This is a genomic window from Micromonospora sp. NBC_01405, assembly GCF_045040155.1.
Classification (GTDB): domain Bacteria; phylum Actinomycetota; class Actinomycetes; order Mycobacteriales; family Micromonosporaceae; genus Micromonospora.
Genome location: NZ_CP109532.1, coordinates 3,794,386 through 3,819,532, shown reverse-complemented (window position 1 = coordinate 3,819,532; position 25,147 = coordinate 3,794,386). Strand labels below are relative to the sequence as shown.

Sequence of the window (25,147 nt, the reverse complement as noted above, 5' to 3'; positions counted from 1 at the left end):
GCCGGAACCCCACCGCCGGAAATTCTCACCGCCCGGGGCGGCGGACCGCAGGCGGCACCTCCGGCACTCCCGCGATCAACGCGGTGAGCCCTTCAGCGTCGAGCAGGTCCGTCGGGCGGACCGTCGCCCCGTCCCGCACGTAGTGGAAGGCCGCGCCGACCTGGTCGACCGGCACCCGGGCCAGTTCCGCCCAGGCCAGCCGGTAGACGGCAAGCTGCACCGCCGCCGCCTCGGCCTCCTCGCCGACGGGCTGCCGCCCGGTCTTCCAGTCGACCACGTCATACCGGCCGCCGGGCCGGGCGAAGACCGCGTCCATCCGGCCGCGCACCACCACCCCGGCGACAACTGTGGCGAACGGCACTTCCACCTCCACCGGCACCCGGTCGGCCCACTCCCCGGCCAGGAAGCGCGCCTGGAGTTCGGCCAGCGCCTCGTCGGGCGCCGCGTCGGCGTCGGCCGCGCCCGGCAACTCGTCGACGTCGAGCAGCCGGTCCGCGCCGAAGCGCCGCTCCAACCAGGTGTGGAACGCGGTGCCGCGCCGGGCGTACGGGTTCGGCTCGATGGGCATCGGGCGGCGCAGGGCGCGGGCAAGCTCCTCCGGGTCGCGGCGCAGCGCCACGAGCTGGGTGACCGAGAGCTGGCCGGGCAGGGCCACCTCGACCGCCCCCGCCCCGGCGGCCAGCTCGGCCCGCTCGGCGAGCAGCAGGTCGGACTCCCGCCGCCAGCGCGCCACCTCCGGATCCTCGACCTCGGCCACCCCGACGCCGGAGGCCGGAGGATCCTCGGCGAGGAAGCGGCGAACCAGCGCGGCGGCCTCGGCCAGCGCCGGGCGGCGCCCGCCCAGCGGGTCGGCCGGCCACTCGGCGCGCAGCACCACCTCGGTGGTGGGGTTGGTGGCGTCACCGGCCGGCGCGGGGGTCCACCGGTCGACCAGGTGCCCGGCGTCGCCGTCCAGGCACACGTCGTGCACCTCGCGCAGGAACACCGACGGCCCGCGCGGGCGCTTCGTCCCCTCGCCCCACCAGTAGCCGGAGCAGAGCAGCAGCCGCCGGGGGCGGGTCACCGCCACGTACGCCAGCCGGCGCTCCTCCCGCTCGTCGTGCGCCCGCCAGTCGTCGACGAAGTCGGTCAGCGCCCGGGCCACCGCGCGCTGGTCGGCCGCCTCGGCCAGGCCCAGCTCCGGCAGCCCGTCGGCGTCCCCGCGCAGCGGGAAAGGCAGCACCCCCAGCCCGCCGAGCCAGTGGTCGGAGTTGCGCACCGGCCCCGGCCAGCCGCCCCGGGTCAGGCCGGCGACCGCGACCACGTCCCACTCCAGGCCCTTCGCGGCGTGCGCGGTGAGGATCTGCACCGCGCCGGAGACCACCTCCACCTCGCCCGGGGCGAGCCCGCGCTCCTCGTCCTCGGCCGCGGCGAGGTAGGCCAGGAACCCCGACAGGGTGGCCGCCGGGGACTCCCCGCTGAACCGGGCCGCCACGTCGCCGAGGGCGTCCAGGTGGCCCCGGGCGAGTCCGGCGTCGCCGGTGCCGTCCCGACCGGCCCGGACCGCCACCTCCACGTCCAGGCCGATGGTCCGCTCGACGTCCGCGATCAGCTCCGGCAGCGTCTGGTCCAGCCGGTAGCGGAGCAGGGCCAACTCCTCGCCGTACGCGCGCAGCCGGGCATAGCCCTGGACCGAGTACGCCTGGGCGGGCCCCAGGTCCGCCAGCGCCTCCACCAGGGTGGCCTCGTCGAGCAGGTCGACGGCGATCTGCGGCTCCTCGTCGGCGGCGAGCCGACGGCGGCCGGCAGCGATCGCCCGGGCCCGGCGGTGCAGGGCCACCAGGTCACGCGGCCCGATCCGCCAGCGCGCCCCGGTGAGCAGCCGCAGCAACGCCGCCCCGTCGGTCGGGTCGGCGAGCACCCGCAGGGTGCACACCACGTCCCGCACCTCGGGGGTGTCCAGCAGGCCACCCAGGCCCACCACCTCCACCGGCAGTCCCCGGGCCCGCAGCGCGGTCGACAGCGCCGGGATCTGGCTGCGCAGCCGGACCAGCACGGCGGTGGTGGGCCGCTGCGGCACCGGGATGTGCTCGGGCAGCGCCTCCGGCATCCGGGCCGCCCCGCGCCAGGCGGCCAGCACGCTGTCGGCGATCCAGTCCGCCTCGTCCGCGTACGTCGGCAGGAGCGCGCAGTGCACGGTGCCGGCGGCCAGGCCACCCGGCGTGCGGTGCGGGATCGGGTCGGCGACGCTCAGCGCGGCGCGCAGCTCGGGCACCCGGGCACCGGCCGCCCGCAGCGGGGTGGCCAGGGCGTTCGCCACGCCGAGGATCTCCGGCCGGTTGCGCCAGCTCGTGGTGAGGCCGAGCACCGCCGCCGGCGCGCCGTCGGGGCGGGCGAACTCGGCGGGGAAGCGGTCCAGGGTTCCGGCGCTGGCCCCGCGCCAGCCGTAGATGGACTGGCAGGGGTCGCCGACGGCGGTCACCGGGTGGCCGCCCCCGAACAGCGCGTTGAGCAGCACCACCTGCGCGTGGCTGGTGTCCTGGTACTCGTCGAGCAGCACCACCCGGTAACGGTCCCGCTCGATCGCGCCGACCGCCGGGTGATCCCGGGCCACCCGGGCCGCCCGGGCGAGCTGGTCGGCGAAGTCCATCGCCTCGAAGTCCGCCTTGCGCCGGGCGTACGCGCGGACCAGCGGCAGCAGCTTCAGCCGGGTCTGCTGGAGGGCGAGGGACTTCCGCACGTCGGCGTAGACCCGGCCGGGGCGGGACTGCACGTCGGCGAAGAACCGGCCGGTCCAGGCGGCCAGGGCGTCCGGGGCGACCAGGTGCTCGTCCAACTCGCCGGCCAGGGCCAGCACGGCGTCGGTGATGGTGCTGGGCATCCGGTCGACGCTGGTCATGTCGCCGTCGTAGTTGCGCACCAGCAGGTCGACGAGCTGCCAGCGGGACGCCTCGGTGAGCAGCCGGGTGGACGGCTCGTACCCGGCGCGCAGCCCGTGCTCGGTGACGATCCGCCCGGCGTACGAGTGGTAGGTGGACACGGTCGGCTCGCCCGCGAACGGGTCGTCGAGCGGGTCCCGCCCTCGCCGCCCGACCCGGCGCACGAGCTGGTCGAGCCGGGTACGCACCCGGTGGCCCAGCTCGCCGGCCGCCTTGCGGGTGAAGGTCAGCCCGAGGATCTGCTCCGGCCGGACGTACGCGTTGGCGACCAGCCAGACCACCCGGGCTGCCATCGTCTCGGTCTTGCCGGACCCGGCGCCCGCGACCACCAGCAGCGGCTCGACCGGCGCGGCGATGATCGCCGCCTGCTCCCGGGTGGGCGCGGGCAGGCGGAGCAACTTCGCCAGCTCGACCGGCGTGTACCGGGGGCCGGAGTCGGCGGCCCGGGGCGCCGGGGTCGCGGCGCTGAACAGGGCGGGCTGGGTCACGGGTTCTCGTTCTCCGGGCGGCGGGGGGTCGGCGGCTCGACGACCTGGCGCCCCTGCCCGGACACCGGGCAGCTCGTCCGCACCGGGCAGACCCGGCACTTCGAGTTGGCGACCGCGGCGAAGGTGGCGGCGGCCATCGTATCGGCGGTGCGCCGCACCAGCGCGGTCGCCCAGCCCGCCTCCGGCCCCTGCCCCGCTGCCGACTGGCTCTGCTCCTTGGCGTCCTTCGCGCCGGTGCCGAGCTGCACCAGGGCCGCGCCCCCGGACTCGTCGCCGAACTCCGGGAACGCCCCCGACTCCACCGCCGCCTGGTACGCCCCGAGCTGCGGATGCTCGCCGATCTCGTGCTCGGAGACGGCGGTGGACTTGCCGGTCTTCAGGTCGACCACCACCAGCCGGCCGGCGTCGTCCACCTCCAGCCGGTCCACCCGGCCGGTCAACTCGACCGGCCGGTGCGGGTCGTCGAGCCGGACCGCGAACTCGTGCTCGATGGCGAGCAGCCGGCGCGGGTTGCCGGCCAACCAGCGCAGCAGCTTGTCCACCATGGCCTCGGCCCGCTCCCGCTCCGGACCGACCATCCACCGGGCGGCCAGCTCGATCGCGTCGAACCGGGCGGCCACGTACTCCAGCAGGGCGGAACGGTCCGCGCTGGCGTCCTCGGCGAGCATCGCGGCGGCGTGCACCAGGTTGCCCACCCCCTGCGCGGCGCTGGCCGGGCCGCTGCCGCCGTGCCGCTCCAGCAGCCAGCGCAGGCTGCACCGCAGGGCGCTCTCCATCGCCGACGGGGTGACCTTCACCGGCTGCCCCTCGTCGACCAGCGGCCGGTCGTCGGAGAGGCCGCGCAGCCCCCACCAGTCATCGGGGTGCGCGCCGGGCACCCCGGCGGCGGACAGGCGGGCCAGCTCAGCCGCCGCCGCGCGCCGCCGGTGGTGCGGCGCCGCCGGGTCGGCCACGGCGGTACGCAGCTCCGCGACCAGCGCCGGCAGGGTCAGCGCCCGGGGCGGCCCGGCCATCAGCAGGGTGCTGGGCCGGTACTCGCCCCCGCCCTCCGGGTCACCGGCCTCCGGGGCTGCCGGCCCGGCATCGCCGGTCGGGCCGGCACCTGAACCGTCCACCGAGCCTCCACCGGGACCACCGGTCAGCTCGGCGGAGGCCGGATCGACCTCGGCGGAGGCCGGATCGACGTCGGCCCGGCCGGGCGGCTCGGTCGGGTCCAGCTCGTACAGGAACCGGCTGGGCTGCTCCTCGTGGTCGTCGCCGCCGACCGCGGCCGAGGCGACCGCGCTGACCAGCAGCCGGCGACGGGCCCGGGTCACCGCCACGTGGAAGAGCCGGCGCTCCTCGTCCAGCAGCGCGGACGTCTGCCCGATCAGGACCGCCCGCCCGCCGTCGCCCTGGCCACGGCCGGCAAGCACATCGACCAGCCGCTCGGAGCCGAGCAGGCTGCCGCGCAGCCGCAGGTCCGGCCAGACGCCCTCCTGCACCCCGACGATCGCCACCAGGTCCCACTCCAGCCCCTTGGCTGCGTGCGCGGTGAGCAGCCGGACGGCCTCGCCCCGGTCGGCCGTCGCGGCCAGGGTGTCCGCCGGCAGGTCCTGGCCGAGCACGTGGTCGAGGAAGACCTCGGTACGGGCACCGGGCAGCCGGTCGGCGAACCGGGCCGCCGCGTCGAAGAGCACCAGCACGGCGTCCAGGTCCCGGTCGGCGGCCTCGGCCCGCCAACGCCGTGCGGTCTCGTGCTCGCCGGTCGCCGCCTGCCCCCGGGTGATCGCCCCGGCCCAGCGCTCGGCCAGGCCGCTGGCGTTCCACACCTCCCAGAGCACGTCCTCGGCGGTCGCCCCGGGCCGCTCGGCCGTCTCCCGGGCGATGGCGAGCAGGCCGGCCACCGCCTGCGCCGGCTCCGCCCAGCGCCGGTCGATGGCCGCCAACTCCTCCGGGTCGCGCAGCGCGTCGACGATCAGCTCGCCGGAGGGACGGCGGTCCCCACCGGCCAGGGCGAGGGCGCGCAGCCCCTGGCGTAGCCGCCGCTCGGCCAGCGGATCGGCCCCGCCCAGCGGCGAGTGCAGCAGCGCCACCGCCGCCTCCTCGTCCAGCCGCTCCGGTTCGAGCGCGCAGCGCAGCAGGAGCAGCAGTGGGGCCACCGCCGGCTGTAGATGCAGCGGCAGGTCCTCGCCGTGCACCACGGTCGGCACCCCGGCGGTGTGCAGCGCCCGGCGTAGCACCGGAAGCTGCCGCGCGGTCGAGCGGACCAGCACCGCCATCGCCGACCAGGGCACGCCGCCGAGCAGGTGCGCCGCGCGCAGGGCCTGGGCCAACCAGGCGGCCTCGCTGGTGGCCGAGCGGAAGGTACGCACCTCGACCGAGCCGGCCGGGGCTGCCGGCATCGGATGCAGCCGGCGGTGGGCCGCCGGGCCGCGCAGCCGGCCGGTGAGCCGCCGGGTCGCGGTGAGCAGCCCCGCACCGGCCCGGTACGACGTACTCAGCACGACCTGCGCGGCCGGCGCCCCGGAGACGGTGCGGAACCGGTGCGGGAAGGCGCTCACCCCGGCCGGGTCCGTGCCCCGGAAGGCGTACGTGGCGGAGTCCGGGTCGGCGAAGGCGACGAGGGACTTTCCCCCGCCGGCCACCACGGCGAGCAGGTCGAGCTGGGCCGGGTCGGTGTCGGCCAGTTCGTCGACGTACACATGGGCGAGGCGGCGGCGCTCGGCCTCCAACAGCTCCGGGTCGTCGAGCAGCAGCCCGGTGGCGGCCCGGACCAGCTCCGCCGGGTCGTACGCGATCGAGCCGCGGTTGCTGACGTCACGCAGGGCGAGCACGGCGACGTACTCGCGGAGGAAGCGGGCGGCGGCCGGCCAGTCCGCGCGGCCCAGCCTCTCCCCCAGCCGGGCCAGCTCCACCGGACCCACCCCGCGCTCCGCGGCCCGCATCAGCAGGTCGCGGAGCTGGGCCGCGAACGCCCGGGTACGCAGGGCGGGGCGCAGGTCCTCCGGCCAGCCGACCGGGTCGTCGTCGGGCTCCTCGCCGATGACGTCGAGCAGCTCCCGGATGATCAGATCCTGCTCGGGGCCGGTGAGCAGCCGTGGGGACGGCTCCCCCCGCTCGGTGGCGGCCCGGCGCAGCAGCCCGTACGCGTACGCCGGGAAGGTGCGCACCAACGGCTCACGCAGCACGCGGTGCCCGTCACCGGCCACCCGGGCCTCGATCCGGCGGCGCAGGTCGGTGGCCTGCCTGCGGCCGAAGGTGAGCACCAGGACCCGCTCGGGGTCGACGCCCTCGGCCACTCGCGCGGCGACCGCCTCGACCAGCGTGCTGGTCTTCCCGGTGCCCGGCCCGCCGACGACGAGCATCGGGCCACCGGTGTGCGCCACGACCTCGGCCTGGATCGAGTCGTCCCTCCACTCCCGGCCCCGGTCAGTTCCTTCGGCAGGCTCCGCGTCCTCGGCGGGCTCAGCCCCTTCGCCCCGGTCAGCCCCTTCGGCAGGCTCAGCCTTCTCTGCCGGCACCGCAGGCGACTCCTCGGCGCGCGTCAGACCGTCGGCAGGCTGGTCGGCGTGCGTGTCGTCGCTCCCGCGGCCCTCACCAGCCTGCGCGTCATCGCCGCCCGGCCCCCCGGCCCGATGATCCCGCCCGGTCGCGCCCTCGGGCCGACCGTCCCCCCGCGCCGCCCCACCCGACCGGCGGTCCCCCCGGGCCGCCTCGGCAGGCCGACGCACCAGCCGGTACGCCTGCATCCCCCCATCCCACCACGCCCCTACGACACCCCACCCCACACCCCGCGCCCCGCCCGCCCCGCCTCCGTGGTCAAGAGGTTTGCGCCAACAACGCGCCGGATCCTGACGCGGACTTCTTGATCACCGGCGCGAGGCGTGAGCGGGGCGGGGTGGGGGTCAGGGGAGGTTGGGGGTGAGGGCGTCCAGGGCGGCGGGGATGCTGTCGACGACCGTGAGGAGGCCCAGGCCGGCCGGCTTGAGGAAGTTGCGGTCGGCGAGGCCGGTCAGCCAGTCGATCAGGGGGCGGTAGAAGCCGTCCACGTCGACCAGCACCATCGGTTTGGTGTGCAGGGCGAGGGTGGCCGTGGTCCAGACCTCGAACAGCTCGTCCAGGGTGCCCAGCCCGCCGGGCAGGGTGAGGAACGCGTCCGATTTGTCGATCATGAGAGTCTTGCGGTCGGCCATGCTGCCGGTGACCAGCAGCTCGTCCGAGGCGAGGTCGGCCACCTCCAGGTCGACCAGGGACTGCGGGATCACCCCCAGGGTGGTCCCGCCGGCGGACCGGGCCCCGTCCGCCACCGCACCCATCATCCCGACGCAGCCGCCGCCGCTGACCAGTGTGTGGCCGCGGCGGGCGATCTCCGCGCCCGCCTCGGCGGCGAGGTCGAGCCAACGCCGGTCGAGGGTACGGGACGACGCGCAGAACACGCAGATCGCCGCCACCGGCTCAGCGCTCCCGGCCCTGCTCGGCGGCGGCCTGCTGGTCCGCCGCGGTCTGGGCGACGGACTCCTCGCGGACCGCCTCCTGCTCGACGGAGAGCGCGGCCTCGGCCTCAACGATGTGCCGGACCGCCGCGTCGACGTCGTCGGTGAGGCAGATCAGCTCCAGGTCGACCGGTCCGATCTTGCCCTCGACCGCCATCGTGTCGCGCAGCCAGTCGAGCAGGCCGTGCCAGTAGTCCGTCCCCATCAGCACCACCGGGAACCGGGTGACCTTGCCGGTCTGCACCAGGGTCAGCGCCTCGAACAGCTCGTCCATGGTGCCGAAGCCGCCGGGCAGCACCACGAACGCCTGGGCGTACTTGACGAACATGGTCTTGCGGGCGAAGAAGTACCGGAAGTCGATGGCCAGGTCGACCCAGTCGTTGAGGCCCTGCTCGAACGGCAGCTCGATGCCGAGCCCGACGGAGAGCCCGCCGGCGTCGCTGGCGCCCCGGTTGGCCGCCTCCATCACGCCGGGCCCGCCGCCGGTGATCACCGCGTACCCGGCCCGGGCCAGGGCCGCGCCCAGTTCCTCGGCCATCCGGCACTCCGGGCTGTCCGGCTTGCTCCGGGCCGAGCCGAAGACGCTGACCGCCGGTGGCAGGTCGGCCAGGGTGTCGAAGCCCTCCACGAACTCCGACAGGATGCGCAGGGCCCGCCAGGCGTCCTTGGTCTTCCAGTCGCCGCGTCCCCGGGAGTCCAGCAGCCGCTGGTCGGCGGTGCTCGTCGGGATGGCCTGGCGGCGCAGCGTGACGGCGCCCCGGTGCCGTTCCCGCCCCCGCTCGCGGCCCGGGTCTCGTCCGTTGCTGTCGCTCATGGGAGCAACCGTAGTGGAGGGGCACCCCATCGGGTGTGGCACCTGTACCGGGTGGCGGAAGGACAGCGGCGGGGCGGACAGATTTTCCACGACCGGGGCAACTAATTCGGTCGCACGCACGTCTTACTATTCACATACCGGGTATGCCCCGGCACGCGCCTTCGGGGGAGGAGCCAGCGTGATCAGCAACAGCGAGATGATCCGGATCCGTCGGCAGATGCAGCGACGGATCCACGACGTGGTGGCCGAGCGCCGCCGCGCCCGGCAAATGGAAGCCACCACCGCCGACCTCACCGGCGACCCGGCCGACACCCGCGCCGAGTCGTCCCTGTCCCCGACCGCCTGACCGACCGTACGGCTGCCGACCGGGCGGCCCGCCCGCCGAACCAGGGTGGCGGGTCGCCCGGCCGGACCAGGGTGGCGGGCCGCCCGGCCGGACCACACGCCCCGGCCGGACCACGCCCCGGCCAGGCTTTCAAGCCCTGGGCGCGGCGGGTTCAGGCGGGGGTGAGCCAGCGGTGCAGGGTGGCCGCCCCGTCGCGGATCTTGCTGATCTCGACGTGCTCGTCCGGGTGGTGGGCCAGGTTGGGATCCCCCGGGCCGAAGTTCAGCGCCGGGATGCCCATCGCGGCGAACCGGGCCACATCCGTCCAGCCCAGCTTGCCGATCGGCGCGGCGCCGACCGCCGCCAGGAACTCCTTCGCCGGGGCCGCGTCCAGCCCGGGTGCAGCCCCGGCCGCCATGTCGGTCACCCGCAGCTCGAAGCCCGCGAACACCTCACGCAGGTGCGCCTCGGCCTCGGCCGGCGTCCGGTCGGGCGCGAACCGGTAGTTCACCTCGATCTCGCAGTGGTCCGGCACCACGTTGCCGGCGACCCCCCCGCCGACCCGGACCGCGTTCATGCCCTCGCGGTAGTCGCAGCCGTCGATGGTGACCCGCCGCGCCTCGTACCCGGACAGGAGGCGCAGCACCTCGCCTGCGGCGTGGATGGCGTTCACCCCGTGCCAGGAGCGCGCCGAGTGGGCCCGGACGCCGGTGGTGGTCACCACCGCACGCATGGTGCCCTGGCAGCCGGCCTCCACGATCCCGTGCGTCGGCTCCAGCAGCAGCGCGAAGTCCGCCTGGAGCCACTCCGGGTACGCCTCGGCGACCAGGAAGAGGCCGTTGTACTTCGACTCGATCTCCTCGGCCTCGTAGAAGAAGTACGTGACGTCGTACTTCGGCTCGGGCAGGGTCACCGCCAGGTGCAGCGCGTACGCCACCCCGGACTTCATGTCCGAGGTGCCGCAGCCGTACATCAGGTCGCCACGCATCGTCGACGGGAAGTTGTTGTTCAGCGGAACGGTGTCCAGGTGCCCCGCGAGCACCACCCGGGAGTCCCTCCCCAGGTCGGTACGCGCCATGACGGTGTTGCCGTGCCGGAACGTGGTCAGGTGCGGCACGGCACGCAGCACCTCCTCGACACAGTCGGCGATCACCTTCTCGTTGAGGGAGACGGACTCGATGTCGACCAGGACGCGGGTCAACGTCACCGGATCGGCGAGGACCTCAGGGGTCAGCGGGTTCTCCATGGTTCGCACGGTACCGTCACACGCGTGACGACTGCACAGCCTGCGTGGGGCATCGGCCTGGCCACCATCACCGCGGACGAGCAGGTGCTCGACACCTGGTACCCGACGGGCAAGCTGGGGCTCGGCGAGCTGCCACTGGTCCCCGGCGAGGACGAGGCGGACGTGCTCGACCTGCCGCCGGGAGCGGTCGGCGAGCGGGCGCTGCCCGGCCTTCGTACCGCCCAGGTGGTCACGGTGATCGGGGCGCTGGACGAGCCGATCAAGGACGCCGCAGACGCGTACCTGAGGTTGCACCTGCTCTCCCACCGCCTGGTGCGGCCCAACGAGCTGAACCTCGACGGCATCTTCGGCAAGCTGGCGAACGTGGCCTGGACGTCGGCCGGGCCGTGCCCGCCGGAGCGGGTGGACGAGCTGCGGGTGATCGAACGGGCCGCCGGCCGCCACCTGAGCGTGTACGGGGTGGACAAGTTCCCCCGGATGACCGACTACGTGGTCCCCGCCGGGGTGCGGATCGCCGACGCGGACCGGGTCCGGCTCGGTGCCCACCTCGCCGCCGGCACCACCGTGATGCACGAGGGCTTCGTCAACTTCAACGCCGGCACGCTCGGCACCTCGATGGTCGAGGGACGCATCGTGCAGGGCGTGCTGGTCGGCGACGGCTCCGACATCGGCGGCGGCGCGTCGATCATGGGCACCCTGTCCGGCGGCGGCACCGAGAAGATCAGCATCGGCGAGCGCAGCCTGATCGGCGCGAACGCCGGCGTCGGCATCTCCCTCGGCGACGACTGCGTGGTCGAGGCCGGCTGCTACATCACCGCCGCCTCGAAGATCACCCTCCCGGACGGCCGGGTGGTCAAGGCCCGCGACCTGTCCGGCGTCGACGGCCTGCTGTTCTGGCGCAACTCGGTCACCGGCGCGCTGGAGGCCCGCCCCCGCACCGGCCGTGGCATCGAGCTGAACGCCGCCCTGCACGCCAACGACTGACGGCCGAGGCACGACGCGGCCCCCGGGTCACCGAGGCCGGGCGGCGGCACCGCCGACGGAGGACGACACGGGTCCGGGCCCGGCGGGACGTGCCGCCGGGCCCGGATGCCGGTTCAGCGCAGCCGGTACGCCTGGATGATCCGCGTGGTCACCGTGTTTCCGGCGGTGTCCTTCGCGGTGGCCCGCAGCGAGACGTGACCGACGCCGGCCGGGTGCCTGAGCGTGGCCGCCCAGCCGGAGCCCTGGCGGCGCAGCTCCGCCTTGTGCCAGGTCTTCCCGCCGTCGTAGGAGGCGTCGACGGTCAGCGCGGCGACCTTGGCCGCCGGTGCTCCGGCCTGCCGCTCCACCCGCACCGGAACGGTGAAGGACCGCCCGGCGGGGGCGCTGTTGTCGACGCGCAGCGCCGGGGCGAAGCGCACTGCCATCGCCGGCAGCGACGCGAAGCCGTCACCGGAGACGTGCTTCGACCGGAACGTCCAGGCGCTGGTGACCTCGGTGCTCAGGTCGGTGAAGCTGCGCTTCGCCGAGGTCTCCAGCCGGTAGTTCGCCGCGCCCGCCGGCACCTCGAACTCCCCGTACCCCGGGTATTCGCTCTCCCCGACCAGCTTGCCGCCGCGATACAGCCTGGTCCACTCGGTGTCGTTGAGCGACCCGCCGGCGTGCCCGCCCGCGTCGCTGTGCACGGGCAGGTCGGCCACGATGGTGTCGCCCGTGCGGGTGATCCCCTCGTGCCCCCAGCGCCGCACCGGGAAGGACGGCGCGAACGGGGCCTCGCCCCAGGTCTCGTGGGACGTCCGGCCGCCCCGGTACGCCGTCGTCGGCGTGCGCAGCATCGCCTGCGTCTCCAGCCAGCCCTCGGGGTCGCGGGTGCCGAAGTCCAGCTCGCTCTCCCACCGCACGTGGTTGGTGCTGTAGTGCTCGACCCGGCGGCCGGGCGTCGCGGTGCGCAGGATCAGGGCGGAGCCGCCCGTGTTGTACTCCGGCTCGCCCATGACCATCCGCTCGGCCTCCAGCCCCGGGTAGGCGTCCCGGAAGGTGTGCACGACGGTGGCCAGGTCCCGGCTGCGGTAGTGCTTGACGAAGCCGGTCGGCATCCGGCCGGGGAACGCCTCCAGCAGCGCGTACAGGTACGGGCTGCTGGCCGCCTGCCTGTCGGCCCACTGGCTGCCGATCGTGGCGACGAACCGCTCGGGAGTGCTGGCCGGGCCGACCTGCCCGCTGGTCAGCCCCTCGAAGCCGTCGCTCCACAGGCTGAACGAGTAGGTGCTCTCGTCGGCGCCGAAGAAGATCGCACTGACGTCCACCAGCAGCGGGGTCGCGCCGCGCTGCGGCACGGTGTTCAGCACCGGCTTGGCGGTGCGGGCGTCGAGGGTGAGCCGGAGCGCCCGGTCGACGACCAGCTCGGGCCGGGCGAGCATGGTGGCCCCGGCGGGCTCACCGTTCGCGTCGCTGGCGAACAGGTAGCTGGACAGCCCGTACCGCCCCTTCGGGACGCGCACGGTCGCCGTGCCGTCGGCGTCGTAGACGTCCGTGTAGGCGAAGGAGTTCAGGCCGACCAGGGTGGTGCCGTACTCGCTGATGGGCTGGCCGTCCCGGCCGACGTGGGCGATGGTGACCTCGTAGCTCTCCACCTCGCGGTGCACCGCGATCGGGGTGACCGCCACCGTCGCGCCGGATCGGGCGACGAGCCGGCCGGTGTAGTACCCGTCCGCGCCCTGGACCCGGGTGTCGGCGGTGACGGTGGCCTGCGCCTGGCCGCCGGCCGGCACGGTGACCTGTGACGCGTCGAGCCGGAACAGGCCGGCCGGGGCCGGCTCGCCGTCCGGGCCGGTGGCCTCGACCGTGAGGTCGAGGGTGACCGGGGCCGACCCGGAGTTGCGCCAGGTCACCGTGCGGGCGACCGTGGGGTCGTCGCCGTGCGGCCACTCGGCGCGGCCGAACGACACGCTCGCCGGGTCGCTGGTGACCTGCTGGCCGATCGCGCGGGCCACGTCGACCCGGCCCGCGCCCTGCTGGTACGCGGTCTGCCCGGGATGCGGCTTCGCCGAGGCCATCAGGGTCGACTTGAGCGCGCCGGCCCGCCAGTCGGGGTGCCGCTGGGCGAGCAGCGCCGCCGAGCCGGCGACGTGCGGGGTGGCCATCGACGTGCCGGAGAGCGTCATGTACTTCTCGCCGACCGGCTCGCCGAGGTCGCTGCCGGCGGCCCGAGCCGCGACGATCTCCACGCCGGGGGCGGTGATGTCCGGCTTGAGGCCGTCGTCGCCGACCCGGGGGCCCCGGCTGGAGAAGTTGGCCAGTTCGTCGTCCCGATCGACCGCGCCGACCGCCAGGGCGGCGTCCGCGCTGGCCGGGGAGCCGACCGAGCCGTCGGAGCCGTCGTTGCCGGCGGCGATGACGAAGAGGGTGCCGGTCTGCGCGGTGAGGGTCTGCACCGCCTGCTCCAGCGGATCCACCTCGGGGGTGTCCATTCCGCCGAGGCTCAGGTTGACCACGGTGGCGTGCTTCTCCGCCGCCGCCCACTGCATGCCGGCGAGGATCGCCGAGTCGGTGCATCTGGTGCTCTCGCAGACCTTGCCGGAGAGCAGCGTGGCGTCCGGGGCCACCCCCCGGTACTTCCCGCCGGAGGCGGCGCCGCTGCCCGCGATGATCGAGGCGACGTGGGTGCCGTGGCCGACCGTGTCGCCCGACTCGGGCGCCTCGCTGAAGTTGCGCGACTCGGCGAGCCGGCCGGCGAAGTCGGGGTGGTCGGGGTCGACGCCGGTGTCCAGCACCGCGACGGTGACGCCCTTGCCGGTGAGCCCGGCCGCGTGGGCGACGGGCGCACCGATCTGGGGCACGCTGTGGTCAAGGGTCACCTTGCGCCGGCCGTCCAGCCAGAGCCGGTCGACACCCTCCGCCGTGTCGACCCGGGCGGATGCCCGGCCCGTGGTCATCGCGCCCCACACCGCGCCGGCGCGGGCCTTCTCGGCCGTCACCGCCGCGCCGCCGATCGCGGGCAGGTCGCGGGTCACCCGGGTGCCGGCGATGCCGGCGACGGCCCGGCGGGCCTCACCCGAGCGGTACGAGACCAGCAGCGGGAGGCTGTCCCGGTGGGCGTCGTCGTAGCCGGCCTCGATCAGCCCGGTGACGTCGAAGAGCCGCCGGTCCACCTTGCCCGAGCGGAGCAGTGGCAGCGCGTCCTGGGGCAGCACGGTGACGTGGCCCCGGTCCCGCTGGACCAGGAACCGCAGGTCGTCGCGGCCGGAGCCGGGCCGGACGGACACCGCGCCGGAGGCCGCGACGGTGACCCGGTCACCGGTGACCAGCGTGACCGTGGCCGGGCGTCCGGCGGCCCGGCCGGCCGGCGCGGCACCGGCGGTCGCGGAGGCGGGGGTGGCGGAGGCGGGGGAGGCGGAGGCGGGGGACGTGGCCGGGGTGGTCAGCGGTGCGGCGAGCACCAGACCCAGGGCCAGCGCCAGGCCGGCCGATTTTCTTCCTGTTCGATGCAACGGATTCCTCCTTGTGAGGCGTCATCACTGACAGAGGTCGCACAGGCACAGAAAAGAATCGCATACCTGGTATGCATAGGAGAAGTCAGGAAAGTGACAAACTTGGCACTGAGTGGAGGCCCGACCGGGAGATGATCGGCCGATGACCTCCATGAAGGACCGCATGCTCGCCGGCGAGTTGTACCGCGCCGAGGACCCGGAGATCCTGGCCGACCTGGACCGGGCCACCCGCCTCAACGAGGCGTTCAACCGCAGCTCGGCGGCCGACCCCGAGGAGCGGCTGGCCGCGCTACGCGAGCTGCTCGGTTCGGTCGGCGAGGGCGCCTGGGTCCGCCCGCCGTTCCACTGCGACTACGGCTGGAACATCCACCTGGGGCCGCGCGGATTCGTCAACTTCAACGCGGTCTTCCTCGACGTCGCCCGGATCACCATCGGCGCGGACGTCCAGATGGGACCGAACGTGCAACTCCTGACGGCCACCCACCCGGTCGACCCGGAGCCCCGGCGGGAGAAGTGGGAGGCGGCGCAGCCGATCACGATCGGGGACAACGTCTGGCTCGGCGGTGGGGTGATCGTGCTGGCCGGGGTGAGCATCGGCGACAACACGGTGGTCGGTGCGGGCGCCGTGGTGAACCGCGACCTGCCGGCGAACGTCGTCGCGGTGGGCAACCCCGCCCGGGTCGTACGCGAGATCGCCTGACCCGTCGACCCGGATCGCGGCCCGGGGCACCGCCGCCGGCCCCCGTCCCTCAGGCGGGCGGGTCGGCCAGCCGGACCACCAGATCGGCGCGCGCGGCGGTGCCTGCCACCAGAGCCGCGTTGGCCTCATCGCTGCCCAGCGCCCAGGCCCGCGCCTGCTCGGGCGACCGCCCGTACGACTCGTGCCGGGCGGTTAGCCGGCGGTGCCGCAGCTCGGCGTCCAGGTCGAGGAACCACACCTCGTGCAGCAACTGCCGCACCTCGTCCCACAGGTCCCCGGACAGCAGCAGGTAGTTGCCCTCGGTCACCACCAACCGTACCTCGGGCGGCACCTCGACCGCCCCGGCGACCGGCTCCTCCAGGTCCCGACGGAACCCCGGGGCCCAGACCGAGATCGGCTCCAGCCGGTGCAACCGGCGCAGCAGCGCGACGTACCCACCGACGTCGAAGGTGTCCACCGCGCCCTTTCGCGCGTCGCGGCCGAGCCGGCGCAGCTCCGCCTGGGCCAGGTGGAAGCCGTCCATCGGCACCAGCCGGGCGGTCGCACCCACCTCGGCGACGACCCGCTCGGCCAGGGTGGACTTGCCCGCCCCCGGCGCTCCGGCGATGCCGAGGAGCTGACGGGGCCCGGCCCCGGCCAGGGCCCGGGCGCGGGCCACCAGCTCTCCGAGGGAAAGGACCCGGGCGTCCGGCATCAGCCGAGGACCGGCGCGGTGATCGTGAACCGGGCCTCCACCGCCGCGTGCACGCTCTGCGGCTGCGGGTCCAGTTCCAGCTCCGGCGGGGCGTCCGGGGGCCCGCCGGACTTGAACGCGGCGCGGGTCATCATCGGCTGCGGGGTCAGCCCGTTGTCGGCCAGCTCCAGCAGCGCGGTCACCCGGGAGCCCAGCGCCTCGGCGTACTCCCGGGCGCGGGCCAGCGCGTCGGCGATGGCGGCGTGCCGAGCCTCCCGGTACGCCGGGCTGTCCGGCCGCAGCGACCACCACGGGCCGGCGACCTCGACCTGGTCCTGATCGGCCAGGCGGAGCATCAGCTCGCCCAGCGCGGTGAAGTCGGTGACGGTGACAGTCGTGGCGACGCTGCCGTGCCAGGCCACCACCCGCTCGCCGGAGCGCTTCGTCTCCGGCCAGACCCGCAGGTCGCCGGTCTCCCGGCGGTCCACGGCCGGGTCGGCGGCGTCGAGCAGCACCCGCACGGCGGCGGCCCGCTCGGCGAGCCGGGCCAGAACGGCCTCCCGGTCCCGGTCCCGCGCCGTCGCGGTCACCGTGAACCGGGCCAGCTCGGGAGCCACTTCCCGGTACGCCTCGCCGCGTACCGCCACGATTGGTCCGTCCACCATGCCCTCACCCTAGAGGAAGGAAAGGGCACCTCATCAACGCCTGCGTGATGCGGGACCCTTGTCGGCACCCGCGCGGGAGGACCGGACGGCGCAACGGTGCGGGCACAGGCGGGCGGCCGGGGCTCAGGCCGGGGCGGTCGGGAGGTGGCCGGTGTAGGTCACCGTCCCCGCCGCCACCCGGCAACCGGTCAGGTGCCCGCCGGCAGCGCCGAGCGACAGCAGGTACGCCAGTTCGCCGTCGACATCCCCACCCAGCGAGAAGTCACGGACGACCGGGGGCAGCTCGCGGTCGAGCAGGGCCAGCCTCAGCCCTCGCGCCCGCTCGTAGTGCCCCACGAGGGCCGCCGCGTCGCCGGACCGCAGCGCGGCGGCGAGCCGGTCGAGGAACCCGGTCACCAGGCCGAGCTGGGCGAGCACCTGGTCGCGGTTGTTCAGCAGCATGTCCGCCGTCCGGGCAGCCGGGGTGCCGGCGACCCGGGTGCCGTCCCGGAAGCTGCCGGCGGCCAGGCCCAGCACGGCGTCCCGCAGGTCGGCGTCCGCCACCGCGCCGGCCAGGCTGCCGGCCAGCAGGTGGGGAATGTGCGACGCGAGGGCCGCCGCCGCGTCGTGCGCGCCCGGCGCCATCGGGACGACCCGCGCGTCGAAGGCGTCGATGATCAGGGTGGCGAGCGTACGGAACCGCTCGATGCCCTCCGCCGTGGGGCAGAGCACCCAGGCCGCGCCGTCGAACAACTCGGGGACGGCGGCGGTCAGCCCGGCGCGCTCGGCCCCGGCCATCGGGTGCCCCGGTACGAACCGACCGCTCAACCCCTGCGCCGCTGCGAACCCGGCGACCCCGCCCTTGGTGCTGCCCACGTCGGTGAGCACGCAGTCGGGACCGGTGTGCCTGGCGACGATGAGCAGGGTTTCCGGCAGGCTCGACAGCGGGCCGCAGAGGAACACCGCGTCCCGGTCGCGGACGGCGTCGGCCAGTTCGTCAGGGAAGGTAATGCCCCGGGCGCGTCCCTCCGCGCGGGTAGCGGTGTCCGGGTCCCAGCCGGTGACGTCGGTCCCGCGCTCGTGCAGGCGGAGCAGGACCGAGCCGCCGATGAGCCCGGTGCCCACCACCGCGGCCCGCGGGTTGCCACCGGGCCTGTCCACCATCACCCACCTCGGCGTCTCGGTCGGTACGCGTCGAGGTCACCTCGGCCCGTTCGGCCCCGAGGATATCGCCCGCCCGACCCCGGCCCCCTCGTGTGCCCGCCTCCCGGGACGAGCGCCCGGCGTCCTGGATCTCAGGCCGCCCGGCGCTGACCGGACGGGGGATGCTCAACGAAGATCGACGAAGTACGGTCCCTCCCGCCGGATACCACATCGGTGTCCGTACGGGGAAAGGGCAACATCATGTCCGCCGCGACGTACCGGGCTCTCGCCTCGGTGCTCATGCTGATCGGCTTCTACGTCGTCGCGCTGCTCCAGCTCGCCGCCGTCGTCGCATTCGGCTTCTGGATCCACCAGTGGGCCAGCGGTCTCGCCACCGCCAAGCTCATAATCCCGCTCCTGTTGGCGCTCGGCGCCGTACTGGTCGGGCTCTGGCGAGCCGTCCGCACCAAGAGCGAGCCCGCGCCGGGCCTGGTCCTCGACGAGCGGACCGCCCCTGCGCTCTGGGCCGCCGTGCGTGAGCTGGCCGCCGAGGTCGGCACCCGCGCCCCGGACGAGATCCGGCTGGTGCCCGAGGTGAACGCGGCCGTCGCCGAACAGAGCAGCATGCTCGGACTGGTGGGCGGCCGGCGAACCATGTACGTCGGGTTGCCGCTGCTCCAGGCGATGCGGGTCGACCAGTTCCGCGCGGTGCTGGCACACGAGCTGGGCCACTACTCGGGCCGGCACACCCGGCTCGGCGCAGTGGCGTACCGGGGGCGGCTGGCGATCGCCGAGACCATCGGTCGGATCGGCGGGCGCAACCCGATCGGCTGGGTCTTCCGGGGGTACGCGAAGCTCTACCTGCTGGTGGACAACGCCGCGTCGCGCCGCCAGGAGCTGGAGGCCGACCGCTCCGCGGTGCGGCTGGCCGGCCGGGACGCAGCCACGTCCGCGCTGCGCACCCTGCCGGCGCTGGGCACCGCCTGGTCGTTCTACATGGGCCGGTACGTCGAGCCGGGCTGGTCGGCGGGGCTCGCCCCGGACGACCTGTTCGGCGGCTTCGGCCAGCTGCTCGCCGCCCGCCGGGACGAGATCACCGCGCTGCGGGAGAACGCGCCCGACGAGAAGCCGTCCCGCTGGGACACCCACCCGCCCGTCGGTATTCGGGTGGCCGCGATGGCCGACGCGCCGGCCGACGCGCCCGCGCCCGCGCCGGACGAGCGGCCGGCCGCCGGCCTGCTGGCCGATATCGGGGCGGCGGGTCTGGCGTTGCAGGCGGACGTGATCGCGCACGAGGGACGGCAGGTCCTGGCCTGGCCCGAGTTCATCGCGGCGACGATCGCCGCCGGCGGGCAGCGCGAGGCCGACGCCGTCTACCGGGCTGCGGGCCGGTTCACCGGCGCGGCGGAGCCCGGCCTGCCCACGGTGCTGGGCCTGGTCCGCGCGGGTCGGCTCGGCGAGTTCGCCGAGCAGTTCTACTCGGACTCCTCCCGCGAGGAGGCCGCCGCCCGCTTCGCCGGCCCGATGAATTCGCTGCTGGTCAACGCCGCGATTCGCGCCGGCCAGGCGCACTGGCAGCTGTCCTGGTCCGCCCCCGCCCGGCTGGTCGGCCCGGACGGCGAGCCGTGGGACCTGACCGAGGTCGCCAAGCTCGCGGTCGACCCCGAGACCCTGGACGAGGCGCTGGCCCGCCTCGCCGAGGCCGGCGTCGACCCGGACTGCGCGACGGTGGTGCAGCGGCGGGTCTCCGGACAGGACGCCGACCTCGTCGGTGCGTTGGCCAACATCAAGGTCGACGGCGCCGAGCACGACGTGCTGGTCCTGGACCGTGGGCTGGTGCTGATCGCCGACCCGGGCAAGGCGAGCAAGGGCGAGGAGCGGCTGCGGGCGCTGCTCGGATCGGTGCCGGTGGCCGAGCTCGCGGCCCGACACACCTTCCTGCCGTACGAGGAGATGACCTCGGTCGCGGTGAAGCGGGAGGTGCCGCTGAAGGCCGAGCTGACCCTGCACGGCGGGCGGACGGTGGAGATGCGGGAGCTGTTCTCCAGCGAGCTGCTGGGGAAGCACAGCCGGGACGCGCTGCTGACGGTGTTCCGCCGGATCGGCGGGTGACCTCCGCCGGTGCCCCGGCCGGGCCGGGGCACCGGTGCACCCGCTCGACTCAGGGCAGGGCGAGGCGCGCGGCGACCGCCGCGATGTGCTCGTCGGACTCGGTCAGCGCCGCCCGGACGTGCTGCGCGCCGCCCGGGCCGTAGAAGACGCCGGCCGCGACCAGGATGCCCCGGCGGGCCAGCCAGTCCACCGTCGCCCAGCAGTCCTCGCCCCGGGTCAGCCAGAGGTAGAGCCCGGCCTCGGAGTGCTCGACCGTGAACCCGGCACCGGTGAACGCGGCCAGCAGCCGCTCCCGCCGGGCCCGGTAGCGCTCCCGCTGGGCGTCGGCGTGCTCCTGGTCGCCGAGCGCGGCGATCATCGCCGCCTGCACCGGGGCGGGCACGATCATGCCGGCGTGCTTGCGCACCTTCAGCAGCTCCGCGACCAGGGCGGGGTCGCCGGCGACGAGGCCCGCCCGGTACCCGGCGAGGTTGGAGCGCTTGGACAGCGAGTGCACCGCCAGCAGCCCGTCGTACGACCCGCCGCATACCTCGGGCGCGAGCACGGAGACCGGCTCGGCGGCGGCCGACCAGCCCAGCGGCAGGTAGCACTCGTCGCTGGCCACCACGGCGCCCCGCTCGCGGGCCCAGTCGACCACCTTGCGCAGGTGGTTGGCGGGCAGCACCCGGCCGGTCGGGTTGCCGGGCGAGTTCACCCAGACCAGGCGGACCCGGGGGTCGGGGCCGAGCGCGGTCAGCGAGTCGGTGCGCACGGTGGTGGCACCGGCGAGCCGCACCCCGTCCTCGTACGTCGGGTAGCAGACCGCCGGCACCACGACGACGTCACCGGGGCCGAGGCCGAGCAGGGTGGGCAGCCACGCCACCAGCTCCTTGGAGCCGATGGTGGGCAGCACCCCGAGGCCGTCGACGCTCGCGCCGCAGACCCGGGCCACCCAGTCCGCGATGGCGGCCCGCAGGGCGGGCGTGCCGGCGGTCAACGGGTAGCCGGGGGCGTCGGACGCGTCGGCCAGGGCCTGCCGAATCACCGGGGGCACCGGGTCGACCGGGGTGCCGATCGAGAGGTTGATCAGGCCGTCCGGGTGCGCCGCGGCCACTGCGGCCGCGGCTTCCAGGGTGTCCCAGGTGAAGTCGGGCAGCCGTGCCGAGATCGGCTCGGGCCGGTTCAGTGGCCTTCTCCGCGCGGCGGCTGGCCCGCGACGAAGGTCGCGTCCTTCTCCACCTTGCCGATCTTCGAGGCGCCACCGGGCGAGCCCAGGTCCTCGAAGAACTCGTAGTTCGCCCCGGTGTAGTCCTTCCACTGCTCCGGGACGTCGTCCTCGTAGAAGATCGCCTCGACCGGACACACCGGCTCACAGGCACCGCAGTCGACGCACTCGTCGGGGTGGATGTAGAGCATCCGGTTTCCCTCGTAGATGCAGTCGACCGGGCATTCCTCGATGCATGCCTTGTCGAGCACATCCACGCATGGCTCGGCGATGATGTAGGTCACCGGTCTTCTCCTCCGCAAGACACGTCGCGATCACCCGCGACGGTTAGAGCCTAGTATCTCGCCGGGGAGGGGGTCGATCGTGCTCCGACAGCAGGATGTGGGACACCGGATCGTGGTTCGCCGGATTGTGGGGATTCGCGAAGGCCGGCCGCTCTTCTCGGACGCCCTCGGCGAGCTGGTCGAGCTGACCGAGACCCATGTCACCCTGACCACCGCGCAGGGTCGGCTCCAGGTTCCGGTGGACGAGGTGCACCGGGCCAAGCGGGTGCCGCCGGCCCGCCGGCCGACGGCCGCCGCGGTGGTGGCGCTGGAGCTGGCCGCCGACGCGGCGTGGCCGGCCCCGACCCGGGGCCGGCTCGGCGACTGGCTGCTGCGCAGCGCCGAGGGCTGGACCGGCCGGGCGAACTCGGCCCTGCCGGTCGGCGACCCGGACCGGCCGCTGCCGGCCGCACTGAACGCCGTCGAGCGCTGGTACGCCGACCTCGGGCAGCCCGCCATGGTCAACACGCCGCTGCCGCTCGCCGCGCCGGTCGGCGCCGAGTTGGACGCGCGGGGCTGGGGCGCCCGGCCGCCGGTGCTGCTGCAGACCGTGCCGCTGGCCACGCTACGGGCGGACCACGCCGGACTGCCGTCGGTCGAGCTGGCCGCCGCGCCGTCCGACGACTGGCTCGCCGTCGCCGCCGGGCGCAAGGGCGGCCTCCCGGACGCCGCCCGGCACGTGCTCACCGCCGTGGAGCAGGTCCGCTTCGCCCAGGTGTACGCCGACGGCGAACTGCTCGCCGTCGGCCGCGGCACGGTCACCGGTGCGCGGCGGCTGCTCGGCCTGACCCTGATCGAGGTCCTCCCGCACGCCCACCGGCAGGGCCTGGCCACCCGGGTCATCCGGGCCCTGGCCGACTGGGGCGCGGCCCTGGGCGCCACCGACGCCTTCCTCCAGGTGGAGCAGAGCAACGCCCCGGCGGTGGCCCTCTACCGCTCGCTGGGCTTCACCACCCACCACACCTACCTCACCCGCGTCGCCCCCTGACCAAATCGGCTCCGGGCAGCCTGTCGTGGCGTGATCGTCTGCTGATTTGTGAGACAACACGCCGGGCGAGTTCTCCAAAATCAGCAGACGATCGTGAAGCCCGTCCCACCCCAAGGGCGGGGGCGGGAACGCCGACGCTGACGTCGTCGCCGACCGGCGGGCAACCCCGCAGCGCCCCCTTTGCTCTGCCGCCCCCGGCGCAACGCTCGCGAAGCGTGACGATTCTGCCGACCTCTCGTGCCGGCACCGACCCGAAGCGGCTGCGCGACGCTGGTGCTGGTGTTGCACGGCAGTGCAGGTGTTGCACGGCAGTGCAGGTGTTGCACGGCAGTGCAGGTGTTGCACGGCAGTGCAGGTGTTGCACGGCAGTGCAGGTGTTGCACGGCAGTGCAGGTGTTGCACGGCAGTGCTGGTGTTGCACGGCAGTGCTGGTGTTGCGGGGACGGCAGCAGAGCAAAGGGACGAGGTCGCATTACCCGCCCGGCACCCCAGCCGCTCGGACGGCCGGCCCGCTGTCCCACCTCAACCGCCCACCCACAACGGCCAGCGCCGACAACATGATCAAGGTTCTCGCCGCGATCTATCGATCAAGCCGCGGCTACCACACCTACCCCCATGACGGTGGATGTCGCTACGGGACCCGGGGCGGGCGGGGCGGGCCCGAGGAGGCGGGCGGTCAGCGGCGGACCGGGCGGTGCGGCTTCGCCGCCTTGACCTCGGCGTACCGCTTGAGCATCCGGGAGCGGTGGTCGCGGCCCAGCGTGGTGAGGGTCAGGTAGCCGACGAGCACGCCGGCGGCGGTGGCCAGCAGGTAGAGCCCGGCCTGGGCCAGCAGGGTGCCCGCGTCGCCGCCGAACGGGTTCTGCCCGACCAGCAGCGGCCCGACCAGGACGGTCAGCAGCAGCGCGATCCCCACGGCGGCGGCCATCTCGCCGGCCCAGCGGGCCACCGGGCGCTCCTGCCCCCAGCGGAACGCCAGCACCGCGAGGATCGCCCCGATCACCAGGAACATCGCCAGCGAGACCCGGTCGGCCGCCGTGTCGTCGGCGTCGAGACCGAACTTGATGACCACCCGGGCGATCACGTTGACCACGAACAGCGCCGCCGCGAGCACCCCGACCGACAGCCATCGATTCTTCATCGCACGCCTCTCACCGCACCGCCCGCCTCGACGGCGGGCCTCCTGGCAGGAATATCTACCACCGGAAGCTGAGGGCTGTCATCACCCGTCCCGGCGGACCGGCGGCGGAGCCAGGACCTGCCGGAACCCCATCACCGCGAAGGTCATCGCCCCCATCACGATCATCGCGAGCCCGACCCAGCTGTCCCCGGCGAGCAGCAGGTCCCCCTCGCTGGTCCGGACGGCCGCCGCGCCCATCAGCACGAACCACGGCGTCGCCGGCAGGACCACCGCCCACCGGCGGCCGACCGCCGCGTACGCGAACCAGCCCAGCGCGATGTTGGCGACGATGGCCACCAGCACGGACACCCCGATCAGCTGCCCGCCGACCCGGACGGTCGACAGGATCAGCTCCAGCAGGCCGGTCGCCACCGCGCCGACCACGGCAACCAGGCCGCCGACGACCCGCAGGGCGACGTCGAGCAGCCGCCGCGCCCGGCGCGGCGGGGTCGGGGCGGGGGCCTGCGGCGGGACGACCGACATCGGCGCGGCGGGCAGGGTCACCGGACGCCGGCCGCCGAGACCGGGGCGCGGCCGGACCCGCCGTCGTCGAGGCCGAGCCCGGCGAAGAGGTCTCCCTCCCAGCCGTACGGGCCGGCACCCGGCCCCTTCTCCCCCACCGCCAGGGTGAAGTACTCCACCCCCATGAACTCGGCGCCGAAGTTGCCGGCGATCGAGTAGAGCCAGGAGGTGGCCGGGATCTGGGTGGCGTGCGCCCGCATCGCCGCCTCTTTGGCGGTGTGCTGCTCGGTGGCGTCGATCCGGGCCGCGATCTCCGGATCGGGGGTGCCGAAGGGCAGGTCCTCGATGGTCTCGATACCGTCGAAGGGGTTGTCCGACGACTCGGTGAAGTGGCTCAGGCCGGCCTCCAGCACGCTGCGCGGCATGGCCGTCCAGTAGACCTTGGCCGGGGCGATCCCCTCCGCGGCGGCCAGCTCCACCGCCCGCATCGCGACCCGGTGCGCCTGAATGTGATCGGGGTGGCCGTAGAAGCCGTTCGGGTCGTACGTGATCAGCACCTGCGGGCGTACCTCCCGCATGATCTCCACCAGGTACCCGGCGGCGGTGTCGAGGTCGGCCTGCCAGAACGCCCGGGGGTGCTCGTTGGTGGCCAGGCCCATCATCCCGGAGTCGCGGTAGCGACCCGCGCCGCCGAGGAAGCGGTGATCGGCGACGCCGAGCGCGGCGCAGGCGGCGGCCAGCTCGCCGATCCGGACCCCGCCGAGCTGGTCGGCCTCGGCGGCGGCGAGCTGGGCCAGCTCCGGCACGTGGATCTCGCCCTCCTCGCCGAGGGTGCAGGTCACCAGCGTGACGTGGGCGCCGTTGGCTGCGTAGTGGGCCATCGTCGAGCCGGTGCCGATGGACTCGTCGTCGGGGTGCGCGTGGACCAGCAGGAGGCGGTGGGTGGGCAGCGTCGTCACGACGGTCACTCTAACCGGCGG

Annotated in this window: 19 protein-coding genes; 5 read left to right on the top strand and 14 right to left on the bottom strand. The window is 74.7% G+C overall.

The window, feature by feature from the left end:
• Positions 1-25: 25 nt before the first annotated feature.
• The 4 genes from OG559_RS16505 to OG559_RS16490 all read right to left on the bottom strand — a co-directional run bounded on the left by OG559_RS16505 (position 26) and on the right by OG559_RS16490 (position 8,695).
• Positions 26-3,406 (bottom strand): UvrD-helicase domain-containing protein, encoded by a 3,381-nt coding sequence (locus OG559_RS16505; RefSeq protein WP_405104808.1) that lies wholly within the window; start codon positions 3,404-3,406, stop codon positions 26-28.
• The gene (locus OG559_RS16500; RefSeq protein ID WP_405104806.1) at positions 3,403-7,137 is read right to left on the bottom strand and encodes a PD-(D/E)XK nuclease family protein; all 3,735 of its coding nucleotides are present in this window, start codon (positions 7,135-7,137) and stop codon (positions 3,403-3,405) included. Before OG559_RS16500 ends, OG559_RS16505 begins: the two co-directional genes overlap by 4 nt.
• A 156-nt stretch (positions 7,138-7,293) precedes the next feature.
• The gene (locus tag OG559_RS16495; protein ID WP_405104804.1) at positions 7,294-7,839 is read right to left on the bottom strand and encodes a TIGR00730 family Rossman fold protein; all 546 of its coding nucleotides are present in this window, start codon (positions 7,837-7,839) and stop codon (positions 7,294-7,296) included.
• 4 nt (positions 7,840-7,843) lie between these two features.
• Positions 7,844-8,695, bottom strand: a complete 852-nt coding sequence (locus tag OG559_RS16490; RefSeq protein WP_405104802.1) for a TIGR00730 family Rossman fold protein — start codon at positions 8,693-8,695, stop codon at positions 7,844-7,846.
• Between the two features lie 178 nt (positions 8,696-8,873).
• Between OG559_RS16490 and OG559_RS16485 the strand changes: the two genes are divergently transcribed.
• Positions 8,874-9,041 carry a hypothetical protein gene (locus OG559_RS16485; RefSeq protein ID WP_387015379.1) on the top strand — a complete coding sequence of 56 codons (168 nt, stop codon included), beginning with the start codon at positions 8,874-8,876 and terminating at the stop codon, positions 9,039-9,041.
• Between the two features lie 151 nt (positions 9,042-9,192).
• Here the strand turns inward: OG559_RS16485 and dapE are convergent, their stop codons facing one another.
• Complete coding sequence (gene dapE, locus OG559_RS16480) at positions 9,193-10,266, bottom strand: succinyl-diaminopimelate desuccinylase (RefSeq protein ID WP_405104799.1); 1,074 nt, start codon at positions 10,264-10,266, stop codon at positions 9,193-9,195.
• Between the two features lie 24 nt (positions 10,267-10,290).
• Between dapE and dapD the strand changes: the two genes are divergently transcribed.
• Positions 10,291-11,250 carry a 2,3,4,5-tetrahydropyridine-2,6-dicarboxylate N-succinyltransferase gene (dapD, locus tag OG559_RS16475; protein ID WP_405104797.1) on the top strand — a complete coding sequence of 320 codons (960 nt, stop codon included), beginning with the start codon at positions 10,291-10,293 and terminating at the stop codon, positions 11,248-11,250.
• Between the two features lie 113 nt (positions 11,251-11,363).
• Here the strand turns inward: dapD and OG559_RS16470 are convergent, their stop codons facing one another.
• Complete coding sequence (locus OG559_RS16470) at positions 11,364-14,738, bottom strand: S8 family serine peptidase (RefSeq protein WP_405104796.1); 3,375 nt, start codon at positions 14,736-14,738, stop codon at positions 11,364-11,366.
• A gap of 142 nt (positions 14,739-14,880) precedes the next feature.
• On the opposite strand from OG559_RS16470, the gene OG559_RS16465 reads away from it, so the two are divergent.
• Entirely contained in the window at positions 14,881-15,438 is a 558-nt protein-coding gene (locus OG559_RS16465) for a sugar O-acetyltransferase (RefSeq protein WP_396670198.1), read from the top strand.
• A gap of 49 nt (positions 15,439-15,487) precedes the next feature.
• Here OG559_RS16465 and OG559_RS16460 read toward each other — a convergent pair whose 3' ends face one another.
• The 3 genes from OG559_RS16460 to OG559_RS16450 form a co-directional block, all read right to left on the bottom strand.
• Positions 15,488-16,132: a nucleoside/nucleotide kinase family protein gene (locus tag OG559_RS16460; protein ID WP_405104794.1), complete on the bottom strand. Its 645-nt coding sequence runs from the start codon at positions 16,130-16,132 to the stop codon at positions 15,488-15,490.
• Positions 16,132-16,776: an SIMPL domain-containing protein gene (locus OG559_RS16455; RefSeq protein ID WP_396670200.1), complete on the bottom strand. Its 645-nt coding sequence runs from the start codon at positions 16,774-16,776 to the stop codon at positions 16,132-16,134. The genes OG559_RS16460 and OG559_RS16455 overlap by 1 nt, the downstream gene beginning before the upstream one ends.
• A gap of 123 nt (positions 16,777-16,899) precedes the next feature.
• Positions 16,900-17,919, bottom strand: coding sequence for a prephenate dehydrogenase (locus tag OG559_RS16450; RefSeq protein WP_405104791.1), 1,020 nt, complete (start codon positions 17,917-17,919; stop codon positions 16,900-16,902).
• A gap of 213 nt (positions 17,920-18,132) precedes the next feature.
• On the opposite strand from OG559_RS16450, the gene OG559_RS16445 reads away from it, so the two are divergent.
• Positions 18,133-20,010, top strand: coding sequence for a M48 family metallopeptidase (locus OG559_RS16445; protein ID WP_405104789.1), 1,878 nt, complete (start codon positions 18,133-18,135; stop codon positions 20,008-20,010).
• 49 nt (positions 20,011-20,059) lie between these two features.
• Here the strand turns inward: OG559_RS16445 and dapC are convergent, their stop codons facing one another.
• Entirely contained in the window at positions 20,060-21,175 is a 1,116-nt protein-coding gene (gene dapC / locus OG559_RS16440) for a succinyldiaminopimelate transaminase (RefSeq protein WP_405116706.1), read from the bottom strand.
• Positions 21,172-21,498 carry a ferredoxin gene (gene fdxA / locus OG559_RS16435; RefSeq protein WP_007072862.1) on the bottom strand — a complete coding sequence of 109 codons (327 nt, stop codon included), beginning with the start codon at positions 21,496-21,498 and terminating at the stop codon, positions 21,172-21,174. The genes dapC and fdxA overlap by 4 nt, the downstream gene beginning before the upstream one ends.
• A gap of 79 nt (positions 21,499-21,577) precedes the next feature.
• Between fdxA and OG559_RS16430 the strand changes: the two genes are divergently transcribed.
• On the top strand, positions 21,578-22,525 hold the full coding sequence (locus tag OG559_RS16430; RefSeq protein ID WP_405104787.1) for a GNAT family N-acetyltransferase: 948 nt from the start codon (positions 21,578-21,580) through the stop codon (positions 22,523-22,525).
• 676 nt (positions 22,526-23,201) lie between these two features.
• Here OG559_RS16430 and OG559_RS16425 read toward each other — a convergent pair.
• The 3 genes from OG559_RS16425 to mshB form a co-directional block, all read right to left on the bottom strand.
• On the bottom strand, positions 23,202-23,666 hold the full coding sequence (locus tag OG559_RS16425; protein ID WP_405104785.1) for a hypothetical protein: 465 nt from the start codon (positions 23,664-23,666) through the stop codon (positions 23,202-23,204).
• Between the two features lie 81 nt (positions 23,667-23,747).
• Positions 23,748-24,188, bottom strand: a complete 441-nt coding sequence (locus tag OG559_RS16420) for a hypothetical protein (RefSeq protein WP_405116704.1) — start codon at positions 24,186-24,188, stop codon at positions 23,748-23,750.
• Positions 24,189-24,205: 17 nt separating this feature from the next.
• Positions 24,206-25,135: an N-acetyl-1-D-myo-inositol-2-amino-2-deoxy-alpha-D-glucopyranoside deacetylase gene (gene mshB, locus OG559_RS16415; RefSeq protein WP_405104783.1), complete on the bottom strand. Its 930-nt coding sequence runs from the start codon at positions 25,133-25,135 to the stop codon at positions 24,206-24,208.
• Positions 25,136-25,147 lie beyond the last annotated feature (12 nt).